Source organism: Paraburkholderia lebeckiae (assembly GCF_050436225.1).
In the GTDB taxonomy this organism is placed as follows: domain Bacteria; phylum Pseudomonadota; class Gammaproteobacteria; order Burkholderiales; family Burkholderiaceae; genus Paraburkholderia; species Paraburkholderia tuberum.
Genome location: NZ_JBNDLU010000002.1, coordinates 3,263,802 through 3,279,089, shown reverse-complemented (window position 1 = coordinate 3,279,089; position 15,288 = coordinate 3,263,802). Strand labels below are relative to the sequence as shown.

Annotated in this window: 11 protein-coding genes; 9 read left to right on the top strand and 2 right to left on the bottom strand. The window is 63.7% G+C overall.

Features of this window, described 5'->3' with window-relative positions; all coding sequences use genetic code 11:
• Nucleotides 1-46: 46 nt before the first annotated feature.
• A complete protein-coding gene (locus tag OKW45_RS29690) occupies nt 47-931 on the top strand; it encodes a polysaccharide deacetylase family protein (protein WP_184007938.1) in 885 nt (294 codons plus the stop codon).
• Between the two features lie 93 nt (nt 932-1,024).
• Complete coding sequence (locus OKW45_RS29685; RefSeq protein ID WP_429472700.1) at nt 1,025-2,269, top strand: glycosyltransferase; 1,245 nt, start codon at nt 1,025-1,027, stop codon at nt 2,267-2,269.
• A 463-nt stretch (nt 2,270-2,732) separates the two neighbouring features.
• On the opposite strand, the gene OKW45_RS29680 is transcribed toward OKW45_RS29685, so the two are convergent.
• The gene (locus OKW45_RS29680) at nt 2,733-3,116 is read right to left on the bottom strand and encodes a hypothetical protein (RefSeq protein ID WP_429472699.1); all 384 of its coding nucleotides are present in this window, start codon (nt 3,114-3,116) and stop codon (nt 2,733-2,735) included.
• 220 nt (nt 3,117-3,336) lie between these two features.
• Here OKW45_RS29680 and OKW45_RS29675 point away from each other — a divergent pair, with 220 nt between their 5' ends.
• From OKW45_RS29675 to OKW45_RS29650, 6 genes are all read left to right on the top strand, one after another.
• The gene (locus OKW45_RS29675; protein ID WP_429472698.1) at nt 3,337-5,556 is read left to right on the top strand and encodes a GNVR domain-containing protein; all 2,220 of its coding nucleotides are present in this window, start codon (nt 3,337-3,339) and stop codon (nt 5,554-5,556) included.
• A 141-nt stretch (nt 5,557-5,697) separates the two neighbouring features.
• A complete protein-coding gene (locus OKW45_RS29670) occupies nt 5,698-6,798 on the top strand; it encodes a glycosyltransferase (protein WP_429472697.1) in 1,101 nt (366 codons plus the stop codon).
• A 4-nt stretch (nt 6,799-6,802) separates the two neighbouring features.
• Nucleotides 6,803-8,008, top strand: coding sequence for a hypothetical protein (locus tag OKW45_RS29665; protein ID WP_429472696.1), 1,206 nt, complete (start codon nt 6,803-6,805; stop codon nt 8,006-8,008).
• Between the two features lie 157 nt (nt 8,009-8,165).
• On the top strand, nt 8,166-9,080 hold the full coding sequence (locus tag OKW45_RS29660; protein ID WP_429472695.1) for a glycosyltransferase family 2 protein: 915 nt from the start codon (nt 8,166-8,168) through the stop codon (nt 9,078-9,080).
• 57 nt (nt 9,081-9,137) lie between these two features.
• Nucleotides 9,138-10,874, top strand: a complete 1,737-nt coding sequence (locus OKW45_RS29655) for a hypothetical protein (protein WP_429472694.1) — start codon at nt 9,138-9,140, stop codon at nt 10,872-10,874.
• Nucleotides 10,875-10,905: 31 nt separating this feature from the next.
• Nucleotides 10,906-12,195, top strand: a complete 1,290-nt coding sequence (locus OKW45_RS29650; RefSeq protein WP_184007566.1) for an oligosaccharide flippase family protein — start codon at nt 10,906-10,908, stop codon at nt 12,193-12,195.
• Nucleotides 12,196-12,310: 115 nt separating this feature from the next.
• Here the strand turns inward: OKW45_RS29650 and OKW45_RS29645 are convergent, their stop codons facing one another.
• Nucleotides 12,311-13,522, bottom strand: a complete 1,212-nt coding sequence (locus OKW45_RS29645; RefSeq protein ID WP_429472693.1) for an MFS transporter — start codon at nt 13,520-13,522, stop codon at nt 12,311-12,313.
• Between the two features lie 228 nt (nt 13,523-13,750).
• Here OKW45_RS29645 and xdhA point away from each other — a divergent pair, with 228 nt between their 5' ends.
• On the top strand, nt 13,751-15,268 hold the full coding sequence (gene xdhA / locus OKW45_RS29640; protein WP_429472692.1) for a xanthine dehydrogenase small subunit: 1,518 nt from the start codon (nt 13,751-13,753) through the stop codon (nt 15,266-15,268).
• Nucleotides 15,269-15,288 lie beyond the last annotated feature (20 nt).

Here is a 15,288-nt window from a genome sequence, read left to right as displayed (position 1 = left end):
CGCGCCTGCGCGCTCGCACCTGTCCGACAGCTACCGCGGGCGCCGCATGAAGCGCTACAAGCTGCTCGTGAAGGAGATGCTCGCGGGCTTCGTCCTGATTTCGGGTCTCGCCTGGTTCACGCGCAAGGTGCTGTGGCGCGATCGCGTGGCCGTGCTGCTTTATCACGATCCCGATCCGGACACGCTCGACCGTCACCTGACTTATCTCGGCAAGCTGTGCGAGTTCGTGCCGTTGACCGACGTCAGCGCGCCCGGCCGCGGCCGGCCACGCGTGGCGATCACGCTCGACGACGGCCACGCGGGCAACGCGAAGCTGTTGCCGGTGTTCATCAAGCACAACGTGCGCCCGACGATCTTCCTGTGCAGCCGCATCGTCGGACGGCCACGCAGTCACTGGTGGCTGCATCCGGGCTCGCTGCGCGTCGGCCACGAACGTCTGAAGCGGATGACGAACGACGAGCGCCTCGCCGCGCTGGCGGCCCAAGGCTACCAGCAGGACGGCGACGACCGGCCGACCGGCCTGTCGATCGAAGCGATGCAGGCGATGCGCGAGCACATCGACTTCCAGGCGCATACGCGCTTCCATCCGATCCTCACGCATTGCAGCGACGCTGAAAGCGAGGCCGAAATCCGCGACAGCCGCCATGAGATCGCGGCGCTGCTGCAACAACCGTGCGAGCACTTCGCGTATCCGAACGGCAATTACGGTGAACGCGAAGTGGAGTTCGTGCGGGCCGCGGGCTTCAAAACCGCGCGCACCTGCGACATCGGCTGGAACGATCAGCACACCGATCCGTACCGGCTACGCACGATCATCATCGACGATGCGGCATCGACGCTGCGCTTCGCGGCGCAATTGAGCGGCATTGCACTGTTTCTGCGGTATCTGCGCGAGGGTGGAGGCTGGCGCGGCAAGTTTCCGCAGTTTTGAACAGAGGGAGCGCCTGGACGAAGCGGTTCGTCCGGGCAAAGCCGTCCGGGTTTTTCGCGAGACGGCACGAGGGACATACGACAGGAGGAGAACATGCAGCGCTGCAGGGTACTGGTGATCAACGATTACGCGCACATGGGCGGCGCGGAAGTGGTCTATCAACAATCGGCCGAGCTGTTGGGCACGCTGCCCGGCGTCGAGGTCGAGCGTTTCGACGATAGCCAGTTTTCCGCGCGCTCGACGATGCTGTCGCGCTCCTGGAACACGACCGCCGCGCGCGCGCTCGAAAAGGCGCTGCATCGTTTCCGGCCGCATCGGCTGATGGTGCACAACTACCACAACGTGCTGTCGCCTTCCATTCTCAGCGTGATCGCGCGGCACGAGCGTCAGTTCGGTTACCGCGCGTATCACACCTGCCACGACTATCATCTCGTCTACTACAACCCGTCGCTGCAGTACTTCGACAAGGATAAGCGTCCGATCATTCTGCCGCTCGACGTGCTGCGCACACGCGCGGTCTTCACGTTGCGGCCGACGCCGAAGGGCCTCGTGCACGATCTGATGACGAAGGCGTGGTGGCACGCGGTGCGCGCGGCCTATCAGCCTGCGCGCGTGTTCGACAGGATCTTGTGTCCGAGCCTGTTCATGCAGCAGGCGCTGCATCGCGTCGGCATCGAGAATACGGTCATCGTGCACAATCCGTCGGCGGTGCCGACCGCGATGCCAATTGTCACGGTGCGTGACAAGGAGCGCTTCAACATCGCGTTCGTCGGACGGATCTCGCCTGAGAAAGGCCTGCTGCAATTTCTGACGCTCTGCGAGGCGGCGGGCTTCGAGCGCATCAATAGCATCGGCGTTTACGGCGACGGCCCGGACCGCGCGGCGATCGAGCAGCGCTACGCGTCGCTGATCGCACAGCGCAAGCTGATCCTGTTCGGCACGATGCCGCAGCAGCAGTTGTTTCCCGCCATGCGCGAGTTCGCCGATGCGGTGGTCGTGCCGTCGGTGGGCGCGGAGAACGCGCCCCTTGTCGTGATCGAGGCGGCGATGCTCGGTCTGCCGGTGCTGGTTCGCGATGGCGGCAGCATGGCGGTGACCGCGGAATCGGTCGGCAACAAGATCAAGTTCAAGTTCGATCCGGGCAGTCTGAAACAGGCGCTCGGCGAACTCGCCATTCATCTTGCCGATGAACACAGAAAGTACGACGTCGAAGAATATCTGCCCGAGCATTACGCGCGGCGTCTGGCTGAAATCATGCACATCGGCGAAAGTTCGACGCACCTCGCATCGTCGCGCCGACGCGCGCGCTATGCGGATAATCCGCGTCCGGTGCCCTGAAAATAGCCGGCGCTGATTGTGGCAAACGGCGTGTATATCCGCGCCGTTATCGTAGCTTTAACACACGCGTTTCTTATCGCGTGATTTGTCTGAAGCAACCCTGTGGCAATCGGCTTTTGTGTGCGCTGCCGAACGTTGTAAGGACGGGCTCTCTGAATATTATGATCGCCAAGGAAAGGTATTTTATCGAGCGCTGAAGCGCGTGGTTCGACAGGGTAAACGAGGCCGCGGTGACGGCGCGGAGTCGGCGATGATCGGCTCAGTGGGTCGGCGAAAAAGCCAGACTCATCAGAACAAAAGCATGTGTATGTCGTGAGCGTTTGCGTGGAAAAACGGCGGACGAGACGCGGCTAATCGGGGAACCTTCGCTACCGGGCCAGGCAGTCAGTTCAACCAAACAGGAATGTGGCCGCAAGCGGCCACATCGGCGATACGGGGGATCCAGACGGTGATGCGCTACAGCTCAGCGCGCGCTGTACGGATCGGAGGTATCGGGAGACGCGTAGGTCTGGTCTGAATTCCACAAATCGCTGCCGTAGGGGTCCGCTGAGTTCTTGCCGCGGACAGGCTGTGCAACGCTTGTACGTTTCTGCTTCGGAAGGCTGTTTTTCGTTTGGGTGTACACGTTGGGCGCGACATAGCGGTTCTTTTTAGCGTACGCGAAATCCGACGAGGAGCCGTAGAGCGTGGTGGAACTGGCCGCATGAGGCGTCATCGCGTCGAGTTGCGAGTGTTTGGCCACATAACGCGGCGCATAAGCGGAAGAGGCGGCGGACACGATGCTCTGCGCGTAACCCACCTGGGCGGTCAGCAATACCGGCAATACGGCGGCAAGAAGTTTGTTCATTTCGGGGTCCGTAAGAAAGCATGTGGTGCGATGTTAGGGAAAAGAGCCGACTTCGCATAGGCGCTGTTACACACAAAGGTAGCCGATGTGGCGTAAATCAGCTACCCCCGTCCGATCGAGGCGGTCAGCTCGATGGACACAGGCATGACTGGATGCGGCGACGTGCCGGTCCCGGCGCCGAGAATAAGTGGCAAACCGTCGAGACTTTGGGAGAACTCGCATGAACCAAAGCAGTACACCGTTCGATAGCCGGAACAACAACATCGAACATCCGCCGGCAGGCTTCGCGAACTATCTGGATGCGCTGTACGACAATCGCAAGCTGATTGCCATCACGACGGCCATCGCGGTCGCGCTCGGCATCGCTTATTCGGTGTTCTCCCAACCCGTGTATCGCGCGGACATTCTGGTGCAGGTCGAGGAGAACGCGGGTACCTCGTCCAAGAGCGTGATCGGCGACGTGTCCGCGATGTTCGACGTGAAGACCGCGACGTCAGGCGAGGCGCAGGTGATCGGCTCGCGCATGGTGGTGGGCCGCGCGGTCGAGAAGCTCAATCTCGACATCGAAGCGGCGCCGCGCTACTTCCCGCTGTTGGGCCGCTGGCTCGGCCGTCATTCCGATCGTCTGTCGACGCCGGGACCGCACGGCTACGTGTACGGCAACGAGCGCATCACGGTGTCGAAGTTCGACGTCCCCGAAGAGCTATTCGACCGTCCGTTCGTACTGAAGATGGGCGAGGGATCGAGCTACGAGTTGCAATACGGCAAGCTGAAGCTCGACGGCACGGTCGGCGAACCGCTGACCGCGACGACCAACTACGGGCCGCTCACGCTCGTCGTCGACCGGATCGAGGCGAAGCCCGGCGCGACCTTCGAAGTGCGGCGCCAGTCCGCGCTGACGACGACCGAAAAGCTGCGCAAGGAACTGACGATCTCGGAAAAAGGCAAGGAATCGGACATCCTCGGCGTGTCGCTCGAAGGCAGCGATCCGAAGAGGATCAGCGCGATTCTCGCGACCATCGCTGGCGAATACGTGAGCCAGAACCTGAAGCGCAAATCCGAGGAAGCGGAGCGTTCGATCCGTTTCCTCGAAATACAGCTTCCGGAAATGCGCCAGCAGCTTTCCGCTTCGGAAACGCGCTTCAACGACTTCCGCGCGAAGCATGGCACCGTCGATCTCGGCGAGGAAGCGACCAACCTGCTGCAACTGTCGGTTCAGACGCAGACGCGGCTCGCGGAACTTCAACAGAAGCGCAATGAACTGCTGACGCGCTTCACCGACCAGCATCCGGCCGTGCAGTCGGTCAACGCGCAGTTGCATGCGGCGCAACAGGAAGCGAAAGATCTCGCGAGCCGGACGCAATCGCTGCCGCCGCTCGAACAGAACGTGCTGCGCCTGCAGCGCGACGTGCAGGTCGGCACCGAGCTCGATACGTCGCTGCGCAATACGCTCGAACAGCTGAAGCTGATCAAGGCGGGTAAGGCCGGCAACGTGCGCATCGTCGACGGCGCCGTCGCTCCCGATACGCCGGTGCGGCCCAAGCCGCTGCTGATCATCATCGGCGCGCTGATGCTGGGCGTGTTCGTCGGCTCGGTGATCGCGCTCGTGCGTCAGCGTCTGTTCGACGCGATCGACGATCCGTACGAAGTCGAGCTGCGCACCGGTTTGCCGGTCTACGCGAGCGTGCCGTTCAGCCGTCAGGAAGAGCGGTTCGCGCACAGCCGTCGCCGTCCGGAATCGAAGGCGCTCGTGCTTGCGGGCGAAGCGGTGATCGATCCGGCCATCGAAAGTCTGCGTGGCTTTCGCACCGCGCTCGAATTCACGATGACCAAGGCGCGCAACCAGATTGTGCTGATCACGGGCCCGACGCCGGGCATCGGCAAGTCGTTCGTGTCGCTGAATCTCGCCGCGGTAATCGGTGCGACCGGCAAGCGCGTCCTGCTGATCGACGGCGACCTGCGTCGCGGCTTCCTGCATCGGCATCTCGGCGGCGATCGCGGTCCCGGCCTCACCGATCTGATCCAGGGCGCGCACCGTCCCGAAGAGCTGATTCGCGCGACCCGTTTCCAGGGTGTCGACTTCATCGCGAGCGGCCGCCAGGTTACGAGCCCGAGCGACGTACTGTCGAACACACGGCTCGAAGCGGTGCTGCGCCAGGTCGCGACCGGCTACGACGTCGTACTGCTCGACGGACCGCCGGTGCTGCTCGCCGCGGATGCGGTCCGGCTCGCCTGCGTGGCAGGGACGACGTTCTTCGTCGCGCGTCAGGGTGTCACGGGCATCGGCGAGCTGCGTGAGTCGGTCCGCCAGATGCAGAAGGTCGGTCTGCCGGTGCGCGGCGTGATCATGAACGGACTGCGGATGCGGCCGGGACGCTACAGCTACGGCTACGGACGCTATCGCTACGCGGCCTACATCTACAAACCGTACGACAGATAAGCGCGGCGCCTGGTTCGCGACGCGCCCGCGGAGCGGGGCGTAGCGCCCGACTGGACCGCTCAGAAAACCAACATGGCAATGCGAAGGGATCTTACGGCCGCGCTTACCGGGCGCATACCGTACAGGCAAGGGACTACTCGGATGAAACAGCTATTTGTCACGCCTTTTCTGCCTCAGAAAAACGCGCCGCAAGCTGGCCACCGTTTGGCCTACGACTACCTGGTCAAACTGAGCGCGGAATCGGAGCTCGACGTGCTGATCGTGTCGCGCGTGCCGGTCGACGAAAAGGACATCGAGTTCCGCGCGAACGTGCGCAACGTGTACATCCAGTACGTGAGCCGGTTCGACCTGATCCCGTCGTTCCTCGCGAATCCGCTGACTTTTTCACCGCGCCTGTTCTCGCGCTATAAACCCGCGATCGGCAAGTTCCTCTGCGAGCTCGTCGACAGGAACCGATACGACACCGTGCGGCTCGAGTTCTCGCAATGCTTTGCGTATGCCCAGAATCTGCGCGACCGTTTCCACGACCGCGTGAAGATCGTGATGTGCGCGCATGACTTGCAGATCCAGGTCATGTTGCGCATCAAGTCCATCGAAGGATGGCTGTTCATCCGGCAGACGTTCATGCTCGAGCAGCGTCTGCTGAAGCTGGCCGACAAGGTGCTCGTGCTGTCCAGCAAGGACTCGCAGCTGATCAACGGCCTGTACCCCGGGGTCGGCGCGTTGCAGGTCGTGCCGATCTCACTGCCGGCGTTTCTGAAGGAAGTGCGGCGCTCCAAAGACACGGTCGAGAAAGGCAACATCCTGTTCTGGGGGGCGATGCAACGCCGTGAAAACGAAGAGGCGCTGCTCAATTTCGTCGACACGATTTTTCTGCCGCTGCGCCGGCGCGGCCTGCAACTGAAGCTGTTCGTGGTCGGCTCCGATCCGAGCGACCGCGTAAAGCGCCTGAATAGCGACGATATTTGCGTGACCGGCTTCGTCGAAAATCCGGGCAAGTACTTCGAGTCCGCCGATATCGGCGTGGTGCCGCTGCTGTCGGGCGCCGGCGTCAAGCTCAAGACGCTCGAAATGCTCGCGGCGAAACTGCCTGTCGTCTCGACGCCGCTCGGCGCGGAAGGCGTCGAGCACGATGGCACCTTGCTCAACGTCTGCGAAATCGATGAGTTCCAGGACGTGATCGAGCGCATCTACCGCGGTGATCCGGTCAACGTCAACGCCTCCGTGGCGTATCAGGCCTGACGCCATGATCGCAACCATCGCCTATCTGCTGGCCGTCGTGCTGTGTGCCTCGCGCGGCGTGCTCGAGTATCTGATCGGCAAGGACGCCGCCTATCTGATCCAGGTCGGCGGCATCGTCGGGCTGCTCGTGTGGTACATCTCGCCGACGGCGATTGCCGCTTACTTCCGCGACGAAGGACGCCTGTCGTTCGGCTTCCTCGTGGGCATGCTGTTCTCGACCGGGCTGTCGATCGTCGCGACGCTCGCGCTCACCGGTGAGCTCGGGCCGTCCTATCTGTTCGTCTTCATCTTCACGCTGTTCATCTATTTCTACACGATCTCGAACTATCAGAAGCGCTTCGTGCGGCCGCGCGTCGCCTATGCGGGGCTCGTGCTGATCGCGCTGATCGAGGCGGCCGTCGCGCTCGCGCAGCAGCAGAACGTTTTCCCGATCGATCTGCCCGGCGCGACGTACGGCTTCGACAATCTGCGCGCGCCGTCGCTGACCGGCAGCTATCTGCACTACCCGCTGTTCGTCGCGATTGCCGCGTCGCTGTGCGGCGTCGACTATCTGGTGCGCAAGAACGTGCTGTCGGGCCTCGCGTGCGCGGTGCTCAGCTTTGCGATTTTCTCGGCGCTGTCGCGTAGCGGCATGCTGATCATTCTCGGCACGTTCGGGCTCGCGTTCGTGCAGGCGCCGATCCAGTTCATCACGAGAAACGCGAAACTGATCGTTGCCACCGTGTTCGCGACGATGGCAATCATGATCTTCGGCGTCGCCGTGAGCAGTCAGAACGATAGTGTCGTCAACGTCGGCACCGAACGGCTCATGGGCGCGACCGATCCGCAATCGGACGGCAACGACGGCCGCACCGAAGCATGGGAGAAGGCCAAGTCGCTCGTATTGCCGGTCAACGTGATCGCCGGCACGTACTTTGGGCTCGTCACGAACTCGGCACCCGAGCCGGTGAAACAGGAGTTCGGCGTCGTCGAATCGAGCGTGCTGCAGCAGATTCTGAATATCGGCCTGATGGGCGCGATCTTCTATTACGGCGTGCTGATATCGGTGACGAAACTCGCGAGCAGCGCGAGCCGGATTTCGTTGTGCGTCTGGGCCGCTTTATTTCAAACGCTCTTCTATCAATCGATCGAAGTGATTCCGTTTCTCTTCATCCTGATGACATTGCCAGTGTTCGATTACGTGGGCGGACCGCGTCCAAACAGCACGTAGCGAACGGGAAGGCAGTGCGCTCCAGATCGTCTGCGTCGCGCGGACGAGCAGTGAGTAGTCGGTAGTGCGCGCGAAGAGCGCGAAGCAAGGTGCAAGAACCAGAAAGCCGTGTTTGGGGGTAATTCCACGAACACCTGATGTAAAGCAGGAGGTGGGGATGAACCTGAAGGGAATGTTTAGCGTTGTGATCGTCAATTACAACACGCCAAAACTGGTCGGAAATTGCGTTCGCTCCGTGCTCGAACTTTCGATTGCGGATAAGGAGGACATCGTCGTGGTGGACAACGCTTCACCCGACAATTCGTTTTCCTATCTGAGGGAGACGCTACCGACGGGAGTGAGGCTCGTCAAAACGTCGATCAATCGCGGCTTCGGAGCCGGCGTCAACTTCGGCATGGTCGGCTGTCTGCGCGAGCTCGTGCTCGTGCTGAACCCGGACACCTATTTCGTCGATACATCGCTCGAAAACGCGGTGCAGTTGTTCAGAACGGAGAAGGATGTCGGCCTCGTCGGTCTCGATCTGGTCTATCCGGATGGCGAGCGGCAGTTTTCCGCGCGGCGGTTTTATTCAGTGCTCGACATACTCGGCCGGCGTTCGCCGCTCGGGCGGCTCGGCGCGTTCAAGCGCCGCATCGACAACCACATGATGCGCGAAGCGTGGGCCGCGGGCACGCCGTTCGAGGCCGACTGGGTGCTGGGCACGGGCTTTATCGTGCGGCGCGCGTTATTCGGCGAACTCGGCGGCATGGACGAGCACTTCTTTCTCTATATGGAGGACGTCGATTTTTGCGCGCGCATCTGGCAGGCGGGCTACCGCGTGCTGTGCGTGCCGGGCGCGCGACTCACGCACGAGCATCAGCGTGCGTCGGCAGCGGGCTTCCTGAGCAAGGCGGGGCGCCGGCATATGAACAGCTTGTGGCGTTTCAGCCGCAAGTATCGTGTGCCGCTGTTCAGACCGCCAGGCGTGCAGGGCCTGATTCGCAGCGCGAAGGCGCGTGCGGTGCCGGTTCCCATGACCGTGAGCGCGCGTCAGGTGGCCGCCGAGCAGGCGCAAAGCATCACGGTGGAGTGACGCCTGTCGATCTCTCGACGTGAAAAAAAACGGAGTAACGCAATGGGGGAAGGCTAGATGAAAACCCGGCGACAGGCGCTCAAGACGTTCCTGCTCGGCGGCCTGGCCGGGGCCAGTGCAAGCACCGCCGATTTGGGCGTCGCGCGCGCGACGGGGCACGCGCTGCGCGAGCGCGACGCGTTCGCGAGTATGGGTAACGGCGCGGGCGACGGTGCCGGCGGCATCCTGCGCGTCGCCGCGTCCGTGCCCGAGCGTGCCGCATCGGAACCGGTTGCGCCGAGCTATCTGAAGACGCTCAGCGATATCGTCGCGGGACTCGAGGTCAGCGTCGCGCGCTTCGTCGATCCGCACCGGCTGGCGGCGATCCAGCGCGGCGCGTCCGGTTACGACTGCGGCGCTGAACTCAGGGAAGCGTTCGCGAGTGGTGCGCGCGGGCTGTATCTACCGCGCGGCATCTGGCGTTACACCGGCGACCTGGCCACCGCGAACGGCTCGAGACTGCGCGGCGACGGCGGCGGCGAATACGTGGTGATCACCGACATCGCGATGGGGGCGACCGTGCTGGAGAGACAGGACTCGGGCGGCCCGAGGTCGGCGGCGCTGACGCTCGGCGACTCGGCGTTCGTCGAGCATGTGCAGGTGCGGCCCGCGCATTACGACAAGGTCATCTACTACCTCGCCAACTATCCGGCGCACACCGGCAACACGGCGATCGGCATCCACTTCGGTACGTCGGCCGGGGCTAGTCGTTGCACGGCGATCGGTTTTTCGCGCGCGGGCTACGAACTCGGCGTCACCTCGACGCTCGAGCGCTGCTATGCGTACATGTGCGAGCGCGGCTTCTACGCGACCGAGCACACCGACGGCTCGCTGATCAATTGCGTCGGCATGTTCTGCCATACGGCCGGCGCCGATATCGTCGACAACTTCTGGCAGGTGATCGGCGGACGCTGGGAATGGAACGCGCGACACGGCGTGATTCTCGGCGCGGAGTCGCTGATCGTCGGCGCGGTGTTCGATCGCAATGGCTGTGCCGGCGTCTATATGAAGAGCGGCAACTGGGGCAAGGTGGTGAACGGCAATTACTTCTCGCGCAACGGTTGCGGCGGCGACGGCAAGATCGGCCGCTGGAAATTCTCGACGCGCGGCCATCCGTCGTACCTCGATGTGCCGCCCGGTCAGAGTTGCCACATCCAGATCGATTACCAGCAGGCGGCGACGATCGTCGGCAATCGCTACCGTCCCGGCCAGGACGACGAGAACGCCGGCTGCGACGGCCCGCAGTTCGTCTACGGCAGTTCTACCGCGCCGGGCAGCACACCGCTCGACGGCATCACGATTCAGGGCAATTTCGGCGATCGCGCGGGTGACACGATCGTCGGTTACGCCAAGGCGTATCCGGGCGGCGGCGCGATCGCGGGCGGCAAGGACGCGAGCCTCGTGCATGCGTTGAATCTCGGCGTCGGCTACGAACGCGGCGGCGTCGCGGCGGCGCTGCATTGCGGAAACCAGACCGTGTCGCAGGAGACGACGCGCATCTCGATCAACGTGCTGCGCTCGACCTCGGGCCGGGTGGTGTTGCGCGCGGCCACACGCGGCCATGCTCTACTCGCCGAAATCCTGTTCGCAACCGACGCAACCGACGCCAACTACAAGACCGTGGTAAGCAATCTGATCGGCAATGCGGTGAAGGGCGCGGTGTTGAACGCAAATGGCGAAGACGATCGCTACAACAAGATCGATATCGTACTAAGTGAACCTGCTTTCGTGTCGTATTCTGTTTTTTCGACCTGAGTTTTAACCGCCTACTGCAGACAGGACGATTGTGTCGACGAGAAACGTCATCATCGCGCTGTATTCGGTGTACGCCCTGAACTACGTGCTGCCGCTCGTTACGTTGCCGTATCTGTCGCACGTACTTGGGCCGGCCGGGTTGGGCGTGATCGGTTACGCGCAATCGATTTCGCAGATTCTTCTCGTCATCGTCGACTTCGGCTTCGGACTGTCGAGCGCGCGCAAGGTGGCGGTGCACATCGATAACCCGGAGGTCGTGAACCGCATCTACTGGTCGACCACGATCGGCCGCACGATTCTCGCGTTGCTGTGCTCGCTGGTGCTGGTCGGCTGGGCCTTCGCCGCGCACATGTCGCCGCAGGAGCGCGGTGCGACGCTGCTGGGCTCGCTCGTGATCTGGGGCGGCGTGCTGACGCCCGGCTGCTTCTACGAAGGCACGCAGCGCCTGCCGGTGCTCGCGGGCACGCTGCTCGCGACGCGCGTGGGTCTGCTGATTCCGCTGTTCCTGTTCGTGAGGACTCGCGACGACGTGATGCTCGCGGCCGCTCTGCAATATGCGCCGACCTTCGTGTGCGGCGTGATCCTGATGGGCGCGCTGATCTGGAAGCGCGAGATCCTGCTGACCGTGCGGGTCACTTGGGCCGACGTGATGGCCGAGGCGAAAGAGGCGTATCACATCTTTCTCGGTTCGGCGCTGACGTCCGTGTACATGTACGCGAACGTGATCATGCTGCGCATGATCAGCGGCCCGGGCGCGGTCGGCTATTACGTGGCGGCCGAGCGACTCACCAACGCGCTACGCGCGTGCACGGCGCCGGCCATCCAGGCGTTCTTTCCGAAGATCTGCGTCGCTTACGAGCGCAACGACATCGCCTATATCCACAAGGTCAACCGCGGTTTCATGCTCGCGTTCGCGGCGTCGGCGGTGCTGATTCTGGTCGGCTTTACGGTGCTCGGCGAATGGTTCGTCGGACGTTTTCTCGGCGAGGCATTCGGCGAGACTTTCCGCATTTTGCGCATTCTCGTGTTCGTGCCGGCGATCGTCGGCATGACGACGACCCAGGTGATGCTGACGATCATCGCGTCGGGCAATCAGTCGTTGCTGAAGCGGATCTATATCTACGGCGCGCTGTTCCATCTGGTGCAGGCACCGATCAGCATCTACTTCTGGGGCGGTGTCGGCACCGCGTGCTCGGTGGCCGCGACCGAGCTGTTCATGCTGATCGGCGTGTACAACGTATCGAGCCGAATCAATCACGGCCAGATCGCGGTGCGCGCGCAGACGACGATCAAGCAGGAGATGGCGGCGGAGAGGGAATAGCCGCGAGGATGGACAGCGGGATCGAACGGCCGCGGCGCGCGTCGTGAAGACTTTGCGCGTCGCGGCCTTGTTGCGTCAGCGCCGCGCGTTCGTTGCGCGCGTTCACGGCGAGTGCTTACTGCGCGGTCGACAGACTGGTTACTTTCGCGTTGCGCAGATACAGCACCGTCGACAGCACGACCGCCGCGGCAGCCGCGATCGCGGCAAACAGGAACACCGAGCCGTAACCGAACTCGCCGGCGATATACCCCGCCAGCGGCCCGGTAATGCCGAGCGACAGATCGAGAAACACCGAGTACGCGGACAGCGCTGCGCCGCGGCTCGCCGGCGGCACGAGCCCGACCGCCTCGACGCCGAGCGCCGGAAACACCAGCGCGAAGCCAAAGCCCGTCAGCGCGGCGCCCGCGAGCGCGATATGCGGCTCGGGCGCGAGCCACAGCATCAACAGACCCGCGCATTCGAACGAGAACGACACGATTGCGACACGAAAGCCGCCGTAGGTCTTGATCGTGTTCGCGAACAGCAGGCGCGCGCCGATGAACAGCGTGCCGAACAGCGTCAGCGACAGCGCCGCATTCGGCCAGTGCTTCGCCGCATAGAACAGCGTGATGAAGGTCGCGATCGAACCGAAGCCGGCCGAGCCGAGCGCGAGACCCATACCGTGCGGCAGCACGCGCGTCAACACGCTGCGATACGACATCCGCTCGCCGTGCACGACCGGCACCGGCGCGATCAGACGCGCGAGGTAGTAGCCGAGCCCCGCGAGCGCGATCACCAGAATGCCGAGCGCGCTAAAGCCGATCGAGCGCGAGATCATCACGCCGAGCGGTGCGCCGATCGCCAGTGCCCCGTAGGTCGCGATGCCGTTCCACGAGATCACCCGGGCGTTGTTGGACGTGCCGACCCGGCCGATCCCCCACAGGATCGCGCCGGTGCCGCACAGACTTTCGCCGAAACCGAGCACGAGCCGGCTGCACACGAGCAGTGCGAGGCTCAGCCCCGGCCAGTGAGCGGTCAGCGCGGCGAGCAACAGCAGCACGCCGCTCGCGCCGCAGCCGAGCAGACCGATCGACACCGTGCGCTTCGGCCCGAGCGTATCGGCCGAGCGACCCGCGAGCGGCCGCGACGCGAGCGTCGCGAGGTACTGCACGCTGATCGCCGCGCCGGCCAGCACCGCGCTGTAGCCGAGGTCGGCGTGCACATAACCGGGCAGCACCGCGAGCGGAATACCAATCGCGAGGTAGCAAAGAAAGGTGAAAAAGACGACCGGAATGATGTGCAGGGTCGTCGCAAATTCGCTGCGGGCGGACGCGGAGTCGGTGGACATCGGGAAAACCAGACTTGAATTCGGCGGGAAGGCATGATTCTCCCATGGAACCGATTCCTTTGCAGAGTTTGCTCAAAAAATGGGATGAATCAATGGCGGGTCATATCGCGCGAACAATATGTCCCCCATGCGATTCAGGCTATGGGTTAGGTTTATTGACGGTGATAGCTTTCAAACCATCGACGCGGCGCGTCCGCGCGCACCCAGAACAGACGAGAGCACCGAAACATGACCGAGCCGATTCGTTTCTATCACCGCAACGCGATCCGCGAAATCGAGGACGCGCCCGTCACCCGCACGGTGCTGCAGTATCTGCGCGAGGACGCGCATTGCACCGGCACCAAGGAGGGCTGCGCCGAAGGCGACTGCGGCGCCTGCACCGTCGTGATCGGCGAGCGCAATCCGGCGGGCGGCGTCGAGTTCAAGGCGGTCAACGCCTGCATCCAGTTCGTGCCGACCCTCGACGGCCGCGCGCTCTTCACGGTCGAAGACCTGCGCCAGCCGGACGGCTCGCTGCATCCGGTGCAGCAGGCGATGGTGGACTGCCACGGCTCGCAGTGCGGCTTCTGCACGCCGGGCTTCATCATGTCGATGTGGGCGCTCTACGAGAAGCACGGTCACGAGCATGGCTGCGCGAACCGCACGGTGCCGTCGCGCGAGGCGATCGGCAATGCGCTGACCGGCAACCTGTGCCGCTGCACCGGCTACCGGCCGATCGTCGATGCGGCCGAGCGCATGTTCGACGCGCCCGCGCCGCAAGCGCCAGTCGACATAAAGGCGCTCGCCGACACGCTCGCGACGCTCGAACGCCGCGACACGTTTCAGTACGAGCACGCGGGCCAGCGCTTCGCCGCGCCGCGCACGGTCGCGGCGCTCGCGCGGATCAAACAGCAGGAACCGGCCGCGCGCCTGCTCGCGGGCAGCACCGACATCGGCCTGTGGGTCACCAAGCAGATGCGCGAGCTCGGCGACCTCGTCTACGTCGGACAGGTCGCCGAGCTGCAAAAGCTCGAAACCAATGACGACTGGATCGAGATCGGCGCGGGCGTCAGCATCGAAAAAGCGTATGCCGAGATCGCGAAGCAGTACCCAGAGCTGACCGAAATGTGGCAGCGCTTCGCGTCGCTGCCGATCCGCAACGCCGGCACGCTCGGCGGCAACATCGCGAACGGCTCGCCGATCGGCGATTCGATGCCGGGGCTGATCGCGCTCGGCGCGCGCGTGATCGTGCGTGGCGGCGACATCGAGCGCGAGATGCCTCTCGAAGACCTATACCTCGCGTATCAGAAGAAGGACATGGCCGGGCACGAGTTCGTCGTCGGTCTGAAGGTTCCCGCGCGCGGCGATGCGCGCGCGAACCTGCGCTTTCGTACCTACAAGCTGTCGAAGCGCTTCGATTCGGATATCTCGGCCGTCTGCGCGGCGTTCTCGTTCATCGCCGACGGCGACGCGATCCGCGAGCCGCGCATCGCGTTCGGCGGCATGGCCGCAACGCCGAAGCGCGCGCTCCAGGCCGAAGCCGTGCTGCGCGACGCCGAATGGCACGAGGCGACCGCGCAGGCCGCGATGCTCGCGCTGGGCACCGACTACGCGCCGCTCACCGATATGCGCGCGACCAGCGACTACCGGCTCGAAGCGGCGAAGAACACGCTGTACCGCTTCTGGCTCGAAACGCGCGCGCGGCAGCCGCTGCCGAAGAGCGCGCTCGACGTGCGCGCGGTCGCGCCGGCCGGCGCGAGCGCCTGAGCGCCGCGCGTTCAAGGATA